The organism is Nocardia sp. NPDC051981, assembly GCF_040680715.1.
In the GTDB taxonomy this organism is placed as follows: Bacteria; Actinomycetota; Actinomycetes; order Mycobacteriales; family Mycobacteriaceae; genus Nocardia.
This window is the reverse complement of record NZ_JBFAXK010000005.1, coordinates 40449-59173: the sequence shown is the minus strand read 5'-3', so window position 1 is coordinate 59173 and position 18725 is coordinate 40449. Positions and strand designations below refer to the sequence as shown.

General features: G+C 67.5%; 16 protein-coding genes and 1 pseudogene. 2 read left to right on the top strand and 15 right to left on the bottom strand.

The features are described from left to right. Nucleotides 1-9 precede the first annotated feature (9 nt). The 12 genes from AB0L60_RS11550 to AB0L60_RS11495 form a co-directional block, all read right to left on the bottom strand. Entirely contained in the window at nucleotides 10-1398 is a 1389-nt protein-coding gene (locus tag AB0L60_RS11550; protein WP_364611074.1) for a V-type ATP synthase subunit B, read from the bottom strand. Beyond that, the gene (locus AB0L60_RS11545; protein ID WP_364611071.1) at nucleotides 1395-3122 is read right to left on the bottom strand and encodes a V-type ATP synthase subunit A; all 1728 of its coding nucleotides are present in this window, start codon (nucleotides 3120-3122) and stop codon (nucleotides 1395-1397) included. Before AB0L60_RS11545 ends, AB0L60_RS11550 begins: the two co-directional genes overlap by 4 nt. Continuing rightward, nucleotides 3119-3685 carry a hypothetical protein gene (locus tag AB0L60_RS11540; RefSeq protein ID WP_364611068.1) on the bottom strand — a complete coding sequence of 189 codons (567 nt, stop codon included), beginning with the start codon at nucleotides 3683-3685 and terminating at the stop codon, nucleotides 3119-3121. Before AB0L60_RS11540 ends, AB0L60_RS11545 begins: the two co-directional genes overlap by 4 nt. Next, entirely contained in the window at nucleotides 3682-3900 is a 219-nt protein-coding gene (locus tag AB0L60_RS11535) for a hypothetical protein (protein WP_364611065.1), read from the bottom strand. The genes AB0L60_RS11540 and AB0L60_RS11535 overlap by 4 nt, the downstream gene beginning before the upstream one ends. 1 nt (nucleotide 3901) lies before the next feature. Then, complete coding sequence (locus AB0L60_RS11530) at nucleotides 3902-4195, bottom strand: ATP synthase subunit C (RefSeq protein ID WP_364611062.1); 294 nt, start codon at nucleotides 4193-4195, stop codon at nucleotides 3902-3904. Further along, the gene (locus AB0L60_RS11525; RefSeq protein ID WP_364611059.1) at nucleotides 4189-5487 is read right to left on the bottom strand and encodes a V-type ATPase 116kDa subunit family protein; all 1299 of its coding nucleotides are present in this window, start codon (nucleotides 5485-5487) and stop codon (nucleotides 4189-4191) included. Before AB0L60_RS11525 ends, AB0L60_RS11530 begins: the two co-directional genes overlap by 7 nt. Then, nucleotides 5471-6397, bottom strand: a complete 927-nt coding sequence (locus AB0L60_RS11520) for a hypothetical protein (protein WP_364611056.1) — start codon at nucleotides 6395-6397, stop codon at nucleotides 5471-5473. The genes AB0L60_RS11525 and AB0L60_RS11520 overlap by 17 nt, the downstream gene beginning before the upstream one ends. Further along, on the bottom strand, nucleotides 6394-6843 hold the full coding sequence (locus tag AB0L60_RS11515) for a hypothetical protein (protein ID WP_364611053.1): 450 nt from the start codon (nucleotides 6841-6843) through the stop codon (nucleotides 6394-6396). The genes AB0L60_RS11520 and AB0L60_RS11515 overlap by 4 nt, the downstream gene beginning before the upstream one ends. Nucleotides 6844-7126: 283 nt before the next feature. Beyond that, nucleotides 7127-8740: an NRAMP family divalent metal transporter gene (locus tag AB0L60_RS11510; protein WP_364611050.1), complete on the bottom strand. Its 1614-nt coding sequence runs from the start codon at nucleotides 8738-8740 to the stop codon at nucleotides 7127-7129. Nucleotides 8741-8871: 131 nt separating this feature from the next. Continuing rightward, entirely contained in the window at nucleotides 8872-10206 is a 1335-nt protein-coding gene (locus tag AB0L60_RS11505) for a CBS domain-containing protein (protein ID WP_364611047.1), read from the bottom strand. A 556-nt stretch (nucleotides 10207-10762) separates the two neighbouring features. Continuing rightward, the gene (locus AB0L60_RS11500; protein ID WP_364611044.1) at nucleotides 10763-11776 is read right to left on the bottom strand and encodes an AMP-binding protein; all 1014 of its coding nucleotides are present in this window, start codon (nucleotides 11774-11776) and stop codon (nucleotides 10763-10765) included. Between the two features lie 673 nt (nucleotides 11777-12449). Then, nucleotides 12450-12878: a response regulator gene (locus AB0L60_RS11495; protein WP_364611041.1), complete on the bottom strand. Its 429-nt coding sequence runs from the start codon at nucleotides 12876-12878 to the stop codon at nucleotides 12450-12452. A gap of 158 nt (nucleotides 12879-13036) precedes the next feature. On the opposite strand from AB0L60_RS11495, the gene AB0L60_RS11490 reads away from it, so the two are divergent. Both AB0L60_RS11490 and AB0L60_RS11485 read left to right on the top strand, forming a co-directional pair. Continuing rightward, entirely contained in the window at nucleotides 13037-13204 is a 168-nt protein-coding gene (locus AB0L60_RS11490; RefSeq protein ID WP_364611038.1) for a hypothetical protein, read from the top strand. 770 nt (nucleotides 13205-13974) lie between these two features. Next, nucleotides 13975-15156 (top strand): AI-2E family transporter, encoded by a 1182-nt coding sequence (locus tag AB0L60_RS11485; RefSeq protein ID WP_364611035.1) that lies wholly within the window; start codon nucleotides 13975-13977, stop codon nucleotides 15154-15156. 301 nt (nucleotides 15157-15457) lie between these two features. Here AB0L60_RS11485 and AB0L60_RS11480 read toward each other — a convergent pair. From AB0L60_RS11480 to AB0L60_RS11470, 3 genes and pseudogenes are all read right to left on the bottom strand, one after another. Next, nucleotides 15458-16943, bottom strand: a pseudogene (locus AB0L60_RS11480) (biotin carboxylase). Nucleotides 16944-17468: 525 nt separating this feature from the next. After that, nucleotides 17469-17894 (bottom strand): hypothetical protein, encoded by a 426-nt coding sequence (locus AB0L60_RS11475; RefSeq protein WP_364611032.1) that lies wholly within the window; start codon nucleotides 17892-17894, stop codon nucleotides 17469-17471. 194 nt (nucleotides 17895-18088) lie between these two features. Further along, nucleotides 18089-18658 carry a DUF308 domain-containing protein gene (locus AB0L60_RS11470; RefSeq protein ID WP_364611029.1) on the bottom strand — a complete coding sequence of 190 codons (570 nt, stop codon included), beginning with the start codon at nucleotides 18656-18658 and terminating at the stop codon, nucleotides 18089-18091. Between the last annotated feature and the right edge of the window lie 67 nt (nucleotides 18659-18725).

The window sequence follows — 18725 nt, the reverse complement described above, 5'->3', positions numbered from 1 at the left end:
CACCATCTTTCACTCGGACTCGGCCGCGAGCCCATGGGCGTCGAGCAGCTCGCCGGGCAGCATGGTCAGCGCACCGCGCGGCAGCCGGGCCAGCACCCGCCAGGCGCGGTCGAGCGAGTCCTCCAGCGGGCGCGACTCATCGAAGCCCTGTCGCATCAGCTCGGCGGCGAACGTCTCCTCGACTTCGAGATGGGCGCGATCGAGGTCGCCGAGCGCGTCCGGTCCGATCAGCTCGGCCAGCTCCCGCGACTGGCGGGCGTGGGCGAGCACGGCCAGCAGCTGCGCGGCCAGCGGCAGATGATCGGCCCGAGTCCGGTGCGCCCCCGCGCCATTGCGCATCAGGCGCGAGAGGGAGGACAGCACATCGACGGGCGGATAGACCCCGCGCGCGTGCTGCTCGGCCGACAGGATCAGCTGGCCCTCGGTGATATAGCCGGTCAGATCGGGTACCGGGTGGGTGATATCGCCACCCGGCATCGTCAGCACCGGCACGATGGTCACCGAGCCGGGCTGCCCGATGATCCGGCCGCAGCGCTCGTAGAGCGAGGCGAGGTCGCTGTACAGATAACCCGGATAGGCACGGCGGCCGGGGAATTCGCCGCGCGCGGCCGACACCTCACGCAGGGCGTCGGCGTAATTGGTCATATCGGTGAGCACCACCAGCACGTGCCGTCCGCTCTCGAAGGCGAGGCGCTCGGCGATGGTCAGCGCCAGGCGCGGGCTGAGCAGCCGCTCGATGACCGGATCGTCGGCCAGGTTGAGCAGCAGCACGAGTTCACCCGCCGCGGAACGCTCTTCGAGCGCGTCGCGGGCATAGGCGGCGTCGGCGTGGGTCAGACCCATACCGGCGAAGATGACGCAGAACGGTTCCCCGCCCGCGGTGGCCTGCGCGGCGATCTGACACGCCAGCCGCAGATGCGGCAGACCGGGCATCGAGAACACCGGCAACTTCTGGCCGCGCACCAGGGTGGCGAGTACATCGACCACCGACACCCCTGTGAGCACCGGGTCGGCGGGCGGGTCCCGGCGGACCGGATTCAACGGCGACCCGGTGATGGGTTCGAGCCGGCCGGGCACGGGCGGGCCGCCGTCCAGCGGTACGCCGCGGCCGTTGCACACCCGGCCGAGCCAGCCCTCGCCGACCGCGACATGCACCGGGCCGCCGGTGAATTCGAGCGCGGTGGCGGCGGGATCCACGCCGGCGGTGCCCTCCAGCACCTGCACCACTGCGAGATCACCGTCGACCTCCAGGACCAGGCCGTTGCGAATCGTGCCGTCGTCGAATCGGATGCGCACCGACTCGTCCCAGCCGACGCCCTCGACACCGGCCACCACCAGCAGCGGGCCGTGCACTTCACGAATGTCGGTGTAGCGCATCCACTGTGCCGCGGTGTTCACGACAGTTGCCCCAGCCGTGCCAGCATGTGGTCGCGCAGCTGCCCGACCGTGCTCGTGTCGTCGGGCCCGGACGCTTCCCGCGCGCGCACCAGCGGGCCGAAGTCCAGGCTCTCGATCCGCTCAGGTACGACGCCGGCGGCGACGAGTTCACGGCAGCAGCCCACCACGGTGAGGACAGCATCGACCAGGGCGGTGGTCTTGGCCATCGAACAGCGGGCGTCATTGTCGGACAGGGCGTTCTGCTGCAGGATCGCCTCGCGCAGCAGCCGCCCGGCCAGCACCACCATGCGCTGATCGGCCGGCAGGGAGGCGGTGCCGACCAGTTCGGTGAGCGCGCTGAGCCGGTCGGATTCGGCCAGCAGCCCGGCCGTGCGCTCGCGCCGCTCGCCCCAGTCCGGATCGCCCGCGGCGGCGTAACTCGCGGCCACTACCTCGGCATCGCGGGAGAACGACGAGGACCAGGAGACAGCGGGATAGTGCCGAGCGTAGGCCAGTTCGCGGTCCAGCGACCATCGGCAGCGGACGAACCGCTCGGTGTGGCTGGTGACCGGTTCCGAGACATCACCGCCGGGCGGCGACACCGCACCCACGATCGTAACCGACCCTGACCCGCCGCCCAGCGTGGTCACCGCCCCGGCCCGCTCGTAGAAGGCGGCAAGCGCCGAGGCCAGATCGGCCGGATACCCCTCCTCGGCGGGCAGCGCCCCGGTGCGAGAGGCGAACTCGCGCAAGGCTTCCGCCCACCGCGAGGTCGAATCCGCCACCAGCACCACGTGATAGCCCATATCGCGGAAATGCTCGGCCACCGTCACACCGGTGTACACGCTGACCTCCCGCGCCATCATCGGCATATTGGAGGTATTGGCGATGATGACCGTACGCTCTCCGAGCAGCCCACCGGTGCGCGGATCGGTCTGGGCGGCCAATTCCGCCACGATCTCGGCCATTTCGTTGCCACGCTCCCCGCAGCCCACGTAGACGATCACGTCGGCGTCGCACCATTTCGCGAGCTGCTGCAACAACATGGTCTTGCCAGTGCCGAAACCGCCTGGCACGCTGACACTGCCGCCGCGCAGCACCGGGAACAGCAGATCCACCGCACGCTGGCCGGTATGCAGGGGTTCGGCGGCGGTCGAGCGGTTGCGGCACGGTCGCGGCGTGCGCACCGGCCAATAGGCGGTCAGACCGACCGGCGTGCCGCTGACGGTCGCCACCGTATCGTGCTGGCCGTAAACACCGGCGGCTGCGAGGGTTTCGACCCGGCCGCCGGTGTCGGGCGGGACGAGGACCCGGTACTCGAGCGGGCCCGCGTCTGTCACCACGCCCAGAACGGTCCCCGCCTCGACGACGTCCCCGACCGCCACGACGGGACGGAAACTCCAGCGCCGCCCGTCGATTCCCGGCGCGGCACCGGGATCCAGCCACACGCCCGCGGTTGCGAGGGGCCGCAGCAGCCCGTCGAAGACGCCGCCGAGCAGACCGGGATCCAGGTGCGCCGACAGCGGCCGGTGCGTCGGCGTGGCGAGATCGCCCGGACCCAAGCCGCCGGTGTACTCGTATGCCTGAACGGCGGCGTGCTGCTCGCCGATCGCCACGATCTCCCCGGGCACCGCCTGCGGTCCGAGCGCCATGAGGTCGTTCATGGCCATACCGGGGAAGGCGTCCACCTCGACCAGCGGTCCGGCCACGCGGCTGATCCGGGTCCGCACCAGTGTCGCGCTCATGTCCACAGTCCCGTCAATTCGGGCTCGACCGTGTCGAGCGCACGGGCGGCAACGGTACTCAGCCGCAGGTCCAGGCGGCGGCCCCCGTACCGCGCGACAAATCCCCCGGCCGGATCCGCCACGATCTCGGCCTCCGGGCCGAGCAGCTGGATGGCCTTGGCACGCAGGAGGTCTCGCAGATGCTGCCAGTCCGGTTCGGCGCTCAGCCGGAGCACCGCGGCTGCGCCCTGGCGTCGCCACTGGTCGTACACGTCGCGCTGGGCCGCGAGTAGCGCCGCGCGCTGTTCGCGGCGCAGGCGGCGCTGCTCGGCTGCCCGGTGCGTGGCGGCGCGGGCGACTCCGGCCGCGCGGGCCCGCTCGGTGATGGCCGCGGCCTGCTCCTGCGCGTCGGTGACCGCCGCCCGTGCGTCCGCACGCGCCGTCGCCACGATGGCGTCGGCGTCCGCGGCGGCGCGCCGGAGCAATTCCGCGCCGACCGGGCGCAGCGCCGCTTCGGTGTCCTCCTCGCCCCGGCGGACGGCGGGCCCGATGGACGGTGCTGTCGTGCAGGCGAGTTCACTCACGACGGCATCACCGCGGTCAGCAGGCTGGTGTCGGCGAGTTCGGCGGCGAGGAACCCGGATGCCCTCGTGCTCATGAGCACGACCGCGACCTCGGAATCCAGGCTCGCCCATGCCTTTCGCGCAGCCTCGGCGTCCTCTACCGCCAGCACCGTCGCCCCGGCCAGGCAATAGCCGGATACCTGGCTCGCCTCACCGAGTACCACCACCGTGCCCATCTCAGGCCTTCCCGATCAACAGGACCGCCACCACCAGGCCGTAGATGGCGATGCCCTCGGCCAGACCGACGATCACCATCGCGCGGCCGAACAGTTCGGGCCGTTCACTGACGGCGGCCAGAGCGGCCGCACCGGTGTAGGCGATCGCGATGGCCGCGGCCAGCGACGAGGCGGCGACGGCGATGGCGGCCCCGAGCAGCGCGGCCCAGTTGCCGCCCGACCCGCCACCGCCGGCCGCGAGCGGATCGGCGGCCGCGGGCGCGACCGAGAGCACGAAAAGGATCAAGGTCAGCATGATGAACCCTCCGGGTTCTCGATTCGGATTCGCCACGGCACGAAGGGTCTCCCCGCACCGGTGAACAAATGGGAGAACAGCTCGTAGAACTCGAGCCGCAGCGCCTGCACGCCCGCCACCAGCGCCTCCAGCGCGAAGGCGACCGCATTGCCGAGCACGAACACCACGACCGCCAGGACCGGACCGGCCCTCCCGGACCCGGCCGCCGCGACAGTGCCCGACCAGACCACCCAGCCCAGCGCCGCGTGCGTCATGCCGAACGCGGCCAGGCGGGCGAAGGACACCAGGTTCGAGCCCAAGCGCACCACCAGGTCGAACACACCGATCCCGGCCGCGGCCGCACCGACCGGACCGCCACCTGATTCGGTGAAAGTCCCTGCCAACGAGAGGATCACGCCGACCACCGCCAGCCCGATACCCGCGCCCGTGAACACCGCCGAGTGGACGAGCGCACCGGCCGTGATCAGCGCGACCCCGAGAAACAGTGCCGCGCCCGCGATTCCGGTGGCGGAATAGAGCGCCAGGCGCAGACCACCCTCACGCCAGCGATTCACCGCGCCCGCCACGTGCGCCAGCGCCAGCAGCGCCGCGCCCACCGCGACACCCGCTCCCAGCAGGGGCAGTGGCGCATCCAGTGGGCTCAACCACACCACCGGCAGAACGCCGGTGGGACCGAAGAATTCGCCGTAGAGCACACCGAACAGCGTCGCGGTCAATCCCGCACCGGCGACGAACGGCCACAGCGGGCGTGCCCGGACCACCCGCCGCACTCGCCCGCTGGCCAGCACCGCTGCGGCGGCCAGCAGGAGCAGCCCGTGCCCGGCGTCGCCGAACATCATGCCGAACATGACCACGTAGGCGATCCCGGCCGGAACGGTCGGATCGAGATCGCGGTACGGCAGCACCCCGTACACACCGACCAGGGGCGCGAATGCCTTGCGCAGCGGCCGCTGTGCCGTCAGCAGTGTCGGCGGGTCGATGCCGGGCGGGGTCGGCAGCGGGACGACCCCGGCCCCGAGCGCCGTCAATCGTGTGGTGAGCCCGACCAATTCGGGTTCCGGGCACCACCCGGCCAGCGCGGCCACTCCGCGTCGGCGCACCGCGTCGGCGACTCGCGTATCCAGCTCGGCGTTGTCGGCACCGGCTCCGGCCGGGGTACCCGTCGCGGGATCGTCGAGTTGGACGACCCCGGCGGCCGAGGTCTCGATCAGCATGGCGCGCATCGCATCCGAGGGCGCGATCAGGGCGACGCGGCGCATGCGGACGGGTGCGAGGTCATCCCGCAAGTTCATCGAAGTCCTCCCCGGCCGGCCCCTGGCCCGCCGCGACCTGCAGCGCGGCCCGCACCCGCCAGGCGTCCGCGGCCAGCAGCGCCACGGCGCCAACCAACGTGGGCGCGCCGAATCGGCGCTCGCGCACCAGTTCTCGCCCGTCCTGCTCTAGTCGCCGCCACCAGCCGAACTCCGCGCGCCACAGGTCCTCAGCGTGTTCCACGCCATCGAGCGCCCAGCGCGCCGACGCGGGCAGGGCAGTCTTGAGGGCATTCAACTCACGGCTGGTCGCGGCGGCGGATCCGAGCAGCCGCGTCACCCGCCGCGCGGTCGGTTCGGGGAAGGGGCGGCCGTCCAACAGGCGACGCCGGGCGGTCAGCAGCGCCAGCACGCCCAACGCCCAGCGCTCGGCGTCGGAAACGGTGCTCGCCACGCGGGCCGCCCAGCCGACCGCCACACCGTCGGCGATATCGGAGACGTCCTCCGCGCCGGGATCGCCCCAGACGGTCCGGGCCAGCGCCGCCCGCAGTTCGCGCGGTGATCCGCAGTCACGCACCCGGCCCCACGCCGTGGCGAGCGCGCCGAGCTCGTAGGGCGCGCGCGGTGCGGCTCCAGCGAGTGCGGCGGCGAGCGCGGCGATATCGGCGACCTCGAACGCTCCGGCCAGCAACCGGATCACCGTGACCCCGGCGCGCGGCTGCCATCCGGCCAGGACCCGCAGCCGCCACACGGTTTCCGCGCCGATGGCACGCTCGGTCTCGATGAGCGTGGCGCCGACCCGGATACGGTGGCCGTAGGAACTCTCGGCCAGCCGTCGTTGCGCGGCCGGCAGCGACCCAGAGGCGGCGATCTCGTGCACGGCCGCGGTGTCAAGGCGTCGCACCAGCATCCCGGTGGCGCGTACATCGCCCGCCACCCAGACCACGTTCACGACGCTGCCGTTGGATCGGACGCGGACAGGACATCCAGGTCGGCGCGCGCGCGAGCCACGACCCGCTGGACGTATCCGGGCAGACGCTCGTCCGCGCGTGCGCGCAGTGCCGCGATGGCCACCGTCGCGTCATCCGGCGAGTCGGCGGCGGTCCGTGCCAGCGCTGCGGCCATGGTCGCATCCGATACGGATTCGGTTGCGGTGCTAGCAGTTTCGACGATGGATCGGGCCTCGGCGAGACCGTCGGCGCGAATGCGCTCGGCCTGGTGCTGAGCCTCGGCCCGCAGCCGATCGGCTGCGTCCTGGACCGTATCGAGCCGACGCAGCAGCGGCGTGAGCTCGGCAGCCGCTTCGGCAGCCCGATCAGCAGGCACGCCGTGCGGTCCCGCCGCTCCGGGCGCACCCGCCGGGCGGAATCGATCGAGGAAATCTCGCCACCGCAGCATGAATTCGATGGTCGCGTTCAGTGCCCCCGCTTCACAGGGGCACAGGTCGATATGTCGCATGCCATTGGTCCCGACGCCTCATACCCGACACCGCTGCGATCGCTGTCGAACAGGATGCGGTCGCCGGTATCACGGCCCGTGATACCGGCGGGATCGTGTAACCAACTGTCGCCACTTCGTGGTGTCCAGCCCACACCAGCCACGCGGCAGCACCGCTGGGGGCCGGTCCGGCCACGGCCGTTCGTCTCGATGACACTGCGGGTGCCGGCCCTGGGGCGTGCGATTAGCCACGCGCCAGTTGAACTGCCTTGACGACGAGCAGGATCGCGCCGATCACGAGGTAGCCGCGCAGGGCGAGCATGCCGAGTCTGGTTCCGGCCGACCAGGTCACGGGTTCGAGCAGGGCCAGTGGCGGCATGCGCCAGGTGTCCTTCTCGGATTCGTCGATCTTTGCCACAGGCGGTGGCGCAGGCGAGCGGCGGTGCATCAGGCGGAGCGCCACCAGCGTCGCCACGGTGAGCACCACGATGCCGGCCGCGAGGTACTCCGAGGTCGCCACCACGTCCAGATCCGGGAACAAGGTGGTGGCCATGAGGATCCCCGACAGCAGCAGCAGCACACCGACGATGACTCCGGCCACCATATTGAGCCAGGTGCGGTTCACCCACGGACCCAGCACCTGCGGGTCGTTGCACAACAACAGCAGAAACACACTCGCGCTCGGCAGCAGCAAACCGGCCAGCGCCTGCACCGCGGTGGTGATCAAACCCAGCGGCGCACCCGGAATCAGCACGATGACCGCGGCGACCACCACCATGGCGATGTAGGACAGGTAGAACTGCTTCGCGTCGCGGAACCCGCGGTGCAGCGAGTGCTTGATACCGAACACGTCACCGAAGGCGTAACTGGTGGCCAGGGTGACCGCGGCCGCGCCAATGATGGACGCGTCCAACAGTACGATCGCGAAGACCGGCCCCAGCACGTGGTGCGCCTGCCCGAGCAGGCGGGCGATATCGCCAGCGTCGGTGAACCTGCCCACCGAGCCGGTGGCCCGCGCGGCGTAGTCTGCCGTCATCACCAGCGCCGTCGCGCCACCGACGACCACGAACGCGCCCAGGGTGGTGTCGGCGCGCTCATACCCGATGAACCGTGGCGTGATGCGCTTGTCGACGATGTTCGACTGCTGGAAGAACAACTGCCAGGGCGCGACGGTGGTGCCCACCATGGCAATGATCAGCAGCACCGCATCGGAGGTGTAGCCACCCGACACACCGGGAACCACGAAAGCCTTTGCGGCGCGGCCCCAATCGGGATGCGCCAGCAGCAGCATCGGGACCTGTAGCAGGGTGACCGCGATGAACGCGAACATCGCCCGCTCCCACCGCTGGAAACTCCCCGAAGCCATGATGGCCACTAGCGCCACCGCCGCAGTGGGCACCACGATGTACTTGGAGATGCCGAAGTACTCGGACGCCAAACTGACACCGATGAACTCGGTGACGATGGTGAGGAAGTTCAGAACGAACAGATCACCCACGGAGAACCAGCCCCAACCGCGGCCGAAGCGCTCATTGATCAGCCGCGCATGCCCGACACCGGTGACCGCGCCGAGCCGCACCACCATCTCCTGGTTGACGATCAGCACAGGAATCAGCAACAGCAGCACCCACAGCAGGCTGTAACCGTAGTTCTGCCCGGCCTGGGCGTAGGTCGCGACACCGCCGGCGTCGTTGTCGCCGACCATCACGATCAGGCCGGGCCCGATGATGGCCAGCAGCGTCAGCATGCGGGTCTTGAAGGTGCGCGGATGGTCGGTGTCGGTGAGCTTGATCTTGCCGAGTGCGCCCTCGATATCGCCTAGGTGCGCCGAATCCAGCACCGCCGAGGCGCGATTCACGGTCGCGGGATGCGACTGCGGCGACGCGACCGCAGGCTTCGATGCCGGCCCTGACGAATGCTGCTGAACGGTCTGAGCCGGTGTCGTCTTCGGTGATCCGTTGGAAATCGAACGGTTTTCGTCGGTATTGGTCATAGCTGTGCCGGGCCATCCGCGTTCTCGCCGGAGTTGGTCGATGCCGGGGCAGGTTCGCGCACCGGCCGCGGCGCGGGCTCACGGCGACGCCAGTCTTCGGGAATGATGTCCTCGAGCACATCATCGACGGTGACCACGCCGAGGACCCGGTCGTCCTCATCGACGACCGGCACCGCATACAGGTTGTAGTCGGCCATCAGCAGCGCAATGTCTGTGAGGTCGGCGTCGGGGGCCACCCGCACCGGATCGGCATCCATCAGCTCGGCGACCGCGGTCGCCGGTTGCGCCTGCAACAGCGCAATCACCGATGCGACGCCCACCAACTGCCCGGCATCGAGCACATGCACCTTCAGCAGCGCCTCCGGCTGCAACACTTGCGCACCCGCGATCACCGACAAAGCCTGCGCTGCCGTCGACTCCATCGGGCAGGAGACGAAGTCGACGTTCATCAATCCGCCAGCGCTGTCGGGATTGAAGCCCATCAGCGTGACGACCTTGGTCCGTTGCCCGGCCGGCATCAGATCCAGCACTCGACGTCGGCGCGACTGCCGCAGTTCCATGATCGAGTCCGCCGCGTCGTCGGCGCGCATACGACCCAGCAGGGCCGCCACCTCACTATCGGGCATGTCGTTGAGCAACCGGCTGGACTGATCGGAATCCAGCTCCTCGAACACGTCGGCCTCGAGCTCCGGATCACCGTGCACCTGGTCGAGGATCTCCCCGCGCTCGTGCTTGTCGGCCTCCTCGAGCAGGTCGGCGATCTGCGCGGGCTTGAGTCCCCGCAATCGGACGCTGATTCCACGTACCGCCGAGGACTGACCGTGACCGACCAGCGGCTCGAACGCCTTCCAATCCCGCGACGCGTGCCCGCCCGAGGACTTCAACAACCCGAACAACCGCGCCGGCGGGCGGGTATCGAGCCGCGCCAGCACCCAGCCCTCGCCGGTCCGGTCGAGCTCGACGTCATAGGCGCGCACCAGCTCCGCAGCCGCCACGTCGATGAGCCGGTGCCCGAGGATATCGGCCTTCAACAGCACCTCACCCTCGCGCCGCTCGAACGAGCGCAGATCTACCTTGTTGACCGACAACACGATTCGCTGCCCGCCGAACTCGCCGATGTGCTCCGCGGAGACGAACACATCCCGGCCACCCACACCCACGACCACGCCCGTGACCGGCGGATAGGCATCCCCGCCGGACAAACGCACGATCAGATCATCCACCCGGCCGATCGACTCACCGGAACCGGCGACGACGGGAGCCTTCAGCAACCGCGACAGATGAACGGTCGCCACCGACTCCGGCGACGAATACGGTGCGGTTGTACTCATATGCCCTCCTGGCTCGGTGTCCCCGCAAACCGGCGGCCACGGCCACACCCTGCACCGCGGCCGGTGCCATCACCGGAACAATGACCCAACAACGGGCATCGGGCAGGCGAACGAAACGGCGACGTCACCGTCTGCGACGGAATCGCTGCAACCTCCCAGGTAGCCCCGGATAACAGGCTATTATCCCGCATATCATCAGCGATGGCCCGCGACGACCCCACCGCGGCGCTGCGCGAACCGGCCCTGTTATCCGAGGCAAGCCAGGGAAGGCTGAACCCATGGCCACGACAATGCACCGGATCCACCCGGCCGCGCCCCGCACCTTGCGCAGATCGGCCGAGCAGTTCCTCGACACGATCGGACCGGCGAACACCCGCCGCGCCTACAGCATCGCGATCGTCACGCTGACCAGCAGCTACACGAACTTCGTTGGTTTCTGCGCCATTACTACTTCCAACACCGGCGGCGAACTTCGTCGATCACATCGACCGGCTGCATACCAACATGCGGACCCGATATCGCCACGATGTGGACTCCTTCGGATCAGCGGTTCGAGTCAGCTGGCCCGGCGGGAATATTCCGACGGTGTCCATCGTGCAGGTGACGGTGGGCGGCGTGCTCGCACCGGAACTTCGGAGACATAGCCGTCGATGATCGGAATTCTGTAGCGGCGTTCGAATTTGGTCAGCAATTCGACGTCGGCCGGGGCTGCGCCGCAGATGGCGAATCGTACTGATGAGGTGTTCGGCCGGATTTGGTCGGGCAGATCCGACAGCAGTGCGTACGTGGTCGGGGCAGCGGAGATGTATGTGGCACGGCTGCGCTCGATCCGGTCGAAGAACGTCTTCGGGCTGAAGGCCACGGTGGCGCGGCCATCGGCGAGCAGCGGCGACAAAGTGCCGACAACGATGCTGTTGACGTGGACCAGCGGCAGATTCAGCAGGCTGTGGTCGGCTGCGGTGAGTTCGAATGCCTCGATCGCCAGTGAGCACATGGCGTCGAGATTGGCGTGATCGATCGTCACGCTGTGGGGTTTGCCCGTGGTGGCGCTGCTGGGAAACAGCAGCGCCAGTGTGTCGTTGCGGGGCCGTGCGGGTTCGGTGACATCGGGGTCCGCGGTGGTGAGATCGCCGGCGGGTATGACGACGTGGACCCCAGTGTCGGGGGTGGGCCGCTGCTCGGTGATCAGGACCGTGGCGCCCGTATTGCTCAGCTGATAGTCGGCTTCTTCGGCGGTCAGCGACGGGTCTATAAGGGTGACCGTGGCACCCACACGCCAGATAGCGAACAGGGATACGACATAAGCGGCAGTGTTGGGCAACATGATCGCAACCACATCGCCGCTCGAGACTCCCGCGGCGCGCAAAGTAGCCGCGGCACGCCGCACAGCGTCGAGGAATCCTGCGTTGTTCAGATCAATGCTGTCGTCGGCGACCGCGGCCGCCTCCGGTGCAGCAGCCGCACGACGGTCCGGCAGAGTAGAGAAAAGGTTCATCAGCGGTCCTCTGAACGGGTACAGGGAATGCCGACAACGGTAGAAATCACGCCGCCGCTGGACACCGTCGTGCATCAACGAAATTCGCCGCGGGCATTGTCACCGCAGGACAATTCCGACCTCGCATCCGCCGCCGTAGTAACCGGGATGTAACCATCGCCTCCGCCACTTCCTCGCTTCCCCATGTTCGAGCCAGGTGCGGGAGTTGATGGCGTGACCATCGACAGGGGCATTATCCGGGATTCGTTCCCGGGTGAGGTCCACGTGGGTGTCCATGTCGTGCCGGAACCGGCCGTAGGGTTGATGTCGACCAGAACAACGGGCTCACGGCGCGGCGTTCGTTGTCGCCGACCAGATCATGGAACTTCCGATCCTCCAGAACGGCTTGCAACAGAAGGGTATTGATGTGCACCATCGCCGATTGCAGCAGGCGCAAAGGAGCATCGACATCTCGGCGTGCTCGCGGTCGGCGCCCTGATACCACCGATACAGTCCTGAAGGCGAGTACCGAACCTGGCGTCGACGACTGAGGCCGGTCGGCCGCCAGGAGCACTCTCTACCGCGTCCTCGCCGCTCCGCGGATGCTGATCGCAATCGCGTTGACTACCAACCACATCGGCCATCTCGAGGGTCTGGATATCGAACCCGGCGGGCGCAGCCTGGCCGCCGAGTCCCCATTGTGGCGGTGCTTACCGGGCCCTGCGCAGTGACGTGTTGGCCTGGCGACACAGCGGAATTGAGAGACGTTTCAGGCCGCCTGCGGTGCTGTGAGATGGACACGGATGTGGTCGAGCAGTTCACCGTTTCTGAGCGGTTTGGGCAGGTAGTCACACGCACCGGCCGCATAGGCGTCACCGATGGCATCGGGACTGCCGTCGAGGGAGACCGCGATGATCGGAATCGGTGAACGATTCCGCAGCTGTCGGCACAGGTTCGCGCCCGGCAGGTCTGGCAGGTCCAGCTCGAGCAGCACCAAGTCCGGATTCCATCGCCGAGCCAGGGCCAAAGCGCGCTGCGCGTCGGGGGCAGACATCACCTCATGGCCGGCATTGGCCAGCACGAGTACCTCAATCTCTGCCATCGCCGGGTTGCTCTCGACGACAAGGACCTTGCCGGGTTGAGCCACTGGGGTCGGCGGCAGCGTGAATTCTGTTGCAGAGCGCGGGAATTGGCTCATGGTGGATCCTTCGCAGACGGGTCCCCGACCGTCGAATCCGCAGCGTAATGGAGCTAAGTGGAGGCCGCCCTGCGCTCGCAATATCGGTACCGCGATCGAAGAACTCCAACACTATGTCAAACCGCAATCCCTTAGCAACGCATCTGTGAACTGTTTTCATGGCGCTGAAGTTCGCCGCCGCGGACACGACGTTCTTCGAGTTTGCGACCGGACATTTCCCGATGCTCTCCACGCCCGCCGAGCTCGCCGAGGTGCTGGTGCGCGCTACTGCCGGTGAGGGCACACACCTGCAGCAGCCTGCCGATACCCCTCCGCTTTCACGGTAGCCCGGTCCGTCAGCCCAGATGAGATGGCCCCAAGGCCCAGAGCCGACATGCGGGCCTTAGCGGGGATCGGACATCCTGCTACACGCCTGCGCTGGAGCCTCATCCGGGAATACTCCGGCGGCACCAACTCACCTCGCGGGCGGTCACTCGGTGGGCGATGTTGCTGTGGGGTGAAGCTTCGCCCCCGCGCGGGGGGCGAAGCTTCACCCCTGGATCGGCTGCGATACCGGCCGCGTATCGGACGCGGCAACTCCGACGCTACCGCCACACCGTCACCACATCCGGCAACCAGGCCGCAGATGATCACGCGACGACTGCCTCGGGTGAGCATCCTCGGCCACCGAGATCGCGAACGTGCACACCTGAGGTCGCGCCGGGGACGAGGAACTCCGCGCAGAATGAGATCGCAAGCCCGCAGGGGGATGTATCCGGGGCCCGCGCGGAGCCCTCGCTGTCCCACCGCGGGCTGGGGCTGACGCCCGGCACCGGGCCGCCGTGCCTCGGTCACATTACCGCGTACAGGTCGTTCAGCCGGGGGAGCACAATGCTTGCTGCCCAGGCGCGGATGAGGACATACACCCGATACGTCGCAGCGCGACTCGCGAAACGGCACCCAACACTATCCCCGAATCGGATCGCCGACACGGTGCGCGAGCGCAAGGTCGGTTCATCGACATCGAGGTGTGCGTGTTGGTACCGTTGCTTGTCGAACGCAGAGTCAGAAGCGAACTGGCGGCAATGCATGGGTAAACCCGAACAGGGTCGGAGCATTGGACGAAGACGAGCACAGTGAGGCCGACGATTACCGCCTTGCCGAACAAGGACACCACCGCCGCGTAGGCCGCCCGCACAGTTATGACGAAGGCACGATCGTGGATGCGGAACGCATCGCGGCACAACTACGGTCGGATAATCCACCACTCGGCGCACGCGGCCGGCGATTGGATCGGCATGCGCCATTTCATATCGGATTGATGGCGTCGGCGGGTGTCGCCGTCACCTACGGCGTGGTGCGACTCCTCGGCACGGCATCCTCGGTGCTGATATTGGTAGCCGCAGCAATGTTTTTCGCGCTGGGATTGGAGCCCGCGGTGTCTGGGCTGGTGAACCGCAAAGTCCCCCGCGGTGCGGCGGTGAGCCTGGTGATCGCGGCGGTCTTCGGCGTCCTTGCTGCAATGATCGTGGCTGCCATACCGCCACTGGTGCAAGAATCACGCCAGTTCATCGAACAGGCCCCGCACCTGCTCCAAGAGGCCCAGAACCATTCCAGCGCGATCGGCAGACTAAACGAGCGCTTTCATATTCAACAGCGAATTACGGGCATGGTCGACAGCCTGGGCACTTCCACCGTTTTGAGGGCCGGACAGACGGTGTTCGGGGCGTTGTCGGACGTGGGGATCGTGGCCGTCCTCACTATCTATTTCCTCGCCGATATGCCGCGAATCCGAGCGACGACGTATCGGTTCGTACCCAACTCCCGCCGCCCACGCGCGATCCTGCTCGGCGACGAAGTGATGGCCAAGATCGGTGACTACGTCTTCGGCAACATACTGACCTCGCTCATCGCCGGTGCGGCGACGTTCGCGTGGTGCTTTTTCCTCCATGTGCCCTATGCGTTGCTGCTCGGCGCGTTCGTAGCGATCATCGATCTTTTTCCCTACGGCTCCACCGTCGGCGGATTCGTCGTCGCCCTGGCGGCGTTGACTGTTTCGGTTCCGGTTTCCGTTGCCACGGTGGGGTTTTACATCGTGTTCCGGCTGGCCGAGGACTACTTGTTGACACCTCGGATCATCGGCCGGGCGGTGCGAGTGCCGGGCGGTGTGACCGTGGTGGCCGTACTCATCGGCGCGGCGCTGCTCGGCGTCGTCGGAGCACTGGTAGCGATACCGGTCGCCGCCGCACTACAGCTACTCGTATCGGAACTGCTGTTTCCCACGCTCGATGACGCATAGCCAGATCGCGATGCCGGTCCAGATCGACCAGCGTGCCGACACGTCGGCGGCGAGCTGGACACGACCGGGTAGCCCAGGTGCGATTGTGTTGGCGGTATCGGTTGGCGCATAAAAACTGAGGCGAAGCTGACGCGACGGTTTCTGCCAGCAATAGCCGATGACACCGTCGGCGGGGTGATAGACGGCGAAGTACGCCGTCCCATGCCCGTCGCGATAGCGGGTATGGCGAAGGTGTGGACGCGGAAACACCGGGATGGGGCTCGCGTTCGATGGTTGTCGAGCATTTCGTGCGGCCCGCTGCTCACGCTCGTGCGACGAGCCGCGAGACGATCGGCGTGGCCGGCGCCAGGGGTGTCGAGGCGAACTGTGCCTTGATGCCCTCGATCCAGCACCGGCAGCGCTCGGTGAGTCGGTAGTCGTTGGTCTGCAGGTGCCCGCGGGTGACGAGCACGCCGAGTTGGGCGCCCTCGCAGCGTAAGTCGCCGGGTGCCCGCGACACGCATGTAGAAGGCCTCGGACTCGTCGATCAGCGAGTCCCAGTCGCTGTCCCGGCGCGCGAACGAGATGCGCCGGTCGTCGTCGAGGTGCCACACACCTGTGCGTGGGGTCGCGGTGAAGAGCTCGAGATCCGGTGAGGTCTCTGTGATTATCAGCTGACCCCAGACCTCGTCCTCACCATAGCCGCGCTCCCAGCGCGAGTTGATCTCCTCGATGTCGAGTTCGTACTCCACATCCATGTACTCGAGCAGGTGGAAAAGGAACAGTGGCACGTCGGCGTAGGCCTCGGTGGTCAAGTTCGTCATCGGGCTTGCGCCGCTCAGGCGCGGATTCACCTCGCCGAGGTAGAGTTCGCCGGAGTCCAGGTCGTGCAACAGGTCCACCTCGAAGTAGCCGCGGTATCCCTCGCGTCGAAGGATATCGCCCAGCTTTCGTACGATCTCTCGCGCGGCGTGGGTCTGTGCGGGCGGCAGCACCTCGCGCCAGATGTCGTTGCCGCACCAGCCGCCCTTGCGCGGAGTCAGCTCTGGGTAACCGACGAGACTGGTCATCGGGGGGCCGATCACGGTGCCGTGGCGGGTCACAGTGCCCTCGAGGCACACCTCGACATTGCGGATGCGCTTCATGACCTTGACTTCCCGCTGCCCCACCAGGTCACCGGCGCAATGGTCCCAGTCGTGCTGACCGCGCACAAAGAACGTGGCGGTGCCAGCGTCGCCATAGGCGGCCTCGACGACGAGGTCATCTCCCAGCCCACCACTTTCCGCGAGCGCCAGCAGCTCGTCGTAGGAGCCCACGCGCCCCATCGCGTGAGGCACGCTCGGCACGCCTGCCTCGTCGGCCAGGCGCGTCATGACGATCTTGGAGCCCAGGCGATGGCGCAGCTCCGCCGACGGGTGCATGACCTGGAGCCCCGCCTCGCGCGCGAGGGCCTGGGTCTCCTCGGCGAGCATCACAAAGCAGGCCTTGCCGCCGGGCCCTCGGTGCGCGATGAACTCGAGTGTCTCCGGATCACGCAGGAGGTGGTTGCACACGTCCCCCATGGACTCGAAATCCCTGCGATCGCGCCGCCGGGGCACGAATACGCGCGGATGCGCACCCTCGAAAGAATCAAAGTATGTCAGGTAAAAGAAGTTCCGTACCCAGCGGTCGATACCCAGCAGATTGAACGGGGTTGGCGAGATGAAATACAGCGGCACGGCATTGGTGTGAAAGAACGCGCGTACTTCCGAGATGCCGTTCAGCGAGCGGCGCAGCTCGGGTTCCCGCCCGCCAGCCGGCATGATCACACCGGCTGTGGTGACGTCGGCACCCGGGCCAGGCGCGCTGACCACGGCGCTGCGGTCAGCGCGACGGCGGTCAACCCGCACAACTCCATGCCACAAGTGTGCGCCTTCTCATGGTCGCGTGGTATGCCGATCGAGCTGTGGGCAGGGGACACCGACCTCGACCACAGTGGGACAGCGACAGTGTGCACCGAATCATGTGGTGTTCCGGCGCTGGACGGACGGCGATTGTAAGGGATCTGATCGGTCGTTTCGGGCCGGATCAGGCTGCCCCCGTACGGTTGCCGGGGCGTTCTCGAAGCCCTCGACGCCGGGGTTGCGGATCAACTCTATGGTCGGCGGGGGCCGCGACCTGCATGACCGGGTCGAGGTGCTGCAGTCGGGTGAATCGCGGTGCTGGAGGCAGCGGTTCCGTTCCAATACCGGCCGCCCCGTTCGCGGCCGCGTTTCTGCTGGCCGACCAGCTCGGTGAACGGTTCGCCACCGATTCGCCGAGCGTGCAAACGAACCCCTGCCCTACGTGTGCGCTCAGTGCGCAGCGGCAAGTTCGTTCGCCTTTTCGCGCCGGAGAACCGCTTCGAGTACGGCGTAGTCCGCCTCCTCGATGGCGGCCATGGCGATGTCGATGGCAAACGCGGCGTCGTCCTCGGCCAGGTCGGCCCGGACGGACGCCCTCTTGGCATCCTGCTCTTCGCGTTTCGCTTCGATGTTGGATCGGATCTGCTGGACCTGTCTGTCCCACTGCTGCTGGACGTCACGCCACCACGACGAGGCATCCGACTTGGCCTGGTCGGCGCGTGCCCGGAGTTCATCGTTGCGCTCCTGGGCCGAGGCCCGCGCTCGTGCGACTTGCTCCTCCAACTTGGCGTGCTGGGACGTCTGGGCGACGTGGAAGTCGTCCTCTGCATGCTTGGCTTTTGCGGACATGGCCGCCAGTGCGTCTGACAGAGCCATTCTGGCTACTCCTTTCTACTGACCGTACGGTCTTGTATCTGAGCCCGCTGACGCTGGCAGCGGGAGCCTGCCCAGGAGCTCGACCCACGAGGGAATCGGCGAGTCGGTGTCAAAGACCCTCTCCTCACACCAGTTGGGGAGCTGGCGTCCCAGCCCACCCGTGAATCGGGTTGCTTGGGTCCGCAGGGTCATGATCAGATCCGGTTTCGGTCGGGTTGAGCGGGCACACCGGTCGCTGCGGCGAAACGATCCTTCTGCGCGCCTTTCAACTCGAACGCGACCACGATCTCTGTGATCCCCCGGAAGAGCGCCAGGAACCCGACGTAGAAGATCAGCAGCGCTGCACGTGACGAGATCACCTGCTGCGAGGACCAGAAACCGATGAGAATCTCGAGGGCACCGGCGACCACCCCCAGCCACCAGACACTGTTCACGACCTTGGACTCGATGGACGTGATCAGAACGAGAGCCCCCTGCAGGATGAATAGCACGCCAAGGGCGGACGCCAGAGCCCAGAACGCGTCGAACGGGCTGATGAACGCCCACATCGCGCCGACGAGAAACAGGACACCCATCAGCACGCGTGCCCACCGCCAGGGAGACCACACCGACGCAATCAGGAACTCGTTCACCATCGCCCCGAGGAAGACCACCCCCATGAGAACCCCGATGGTGACCACCGAAGTCGTGGTGAAGCGCAGCACCACCATAGCGATGATCAGCCAGGCGATCCCGGTCAGGAGAAAGACCCACCACGGGCCCACGAGTCGCGCCAGACCCCCACGGAGTGCGAAACTTTCCGCCGAGTCAGTCGGCGGTGATGCGGTGTCT

What these genes read in the sequence shown, in the direction of transcription:
- AB0L60_RS11545 (WP_364611071.1), bottom strand. Translation starts at nt 3,122, where the DNA reads ATGAGCGCGACACTGGTGCGGACCCGGATCAGCCGCGTGGCCGGACCG.
- AB0L60_RS11535 (WP_364611065.1), bottom strand. Translation starts at nt 3,900, where the DNA reads ATGGGCACGGTGGTGGTACTCGGTGAGGCGAGCCAGGTATCCGGCTAT.
- AB0L60_RS11530 (WP_364611062.1), bottom strand. Translation starts at nt 4,195, where the DNA reads ATGCTGACCTTGATCCTTTTCGTGCTCTCGGTCGCGCCCGCGGCCGCC.
- AB0L60_RS11525 (WP_364611059.1), bottom strand. Translation starts at nt 5,487, where the DNA reads ATGAACTTGCGGGATGACCTCGCACCCGTCCGCATGCGCCGCGTCGCC.
- AB0L60_RS11515 (WP_364611053.1), bottom strand. Translation starts at nt 6,843, where the DNA reads ATGCTGCGGTGGCGAGATTTCCTCGATCGATTCCGCCCGGCGGGTGCG.
- AB0L60_RS11505 (WP_364611047.1), bottom strand. Translation starts at nt 10,206, where the DNA reads ATGAGTACAACCGCACCGTATTCGTCGCCGGAGTCGGTGGCGACCGTT.
- AB0L60_RS11500 (WP_364611044.1), bottom strand. Translation starts at nt 11,776, where the DNA reads ATGCACGACGGTGTCCAGCGGCGGCGTGATTTCTACCGTTGTCGGCAT.
- AB0L60_RS11495 (WP_364611041.1), bottom strand. Translation starts at nt 12,878, where the DNA reads ATGAGCCAATTCCCGCGCTCTGCAACAGAATTCACGCTGCCGCCGACC.
- AB0L60_RS11490 (WP_364611038.1), top strand. Translation starts at nt 13,037, where the DNA reads ATGGCGCTGAAGTTCGCCGCCGCGGACACGACGTTCTTCGAGTTTGCG.
- AB0L60_RS11475 (WP_364611032.1), bottom strand. Translation starts at nt 17,894, where the DNA reads ATGGCTCTGTCAGACGCACTGGCGGCCATGTCCGCAAAAGCCAAGCAT.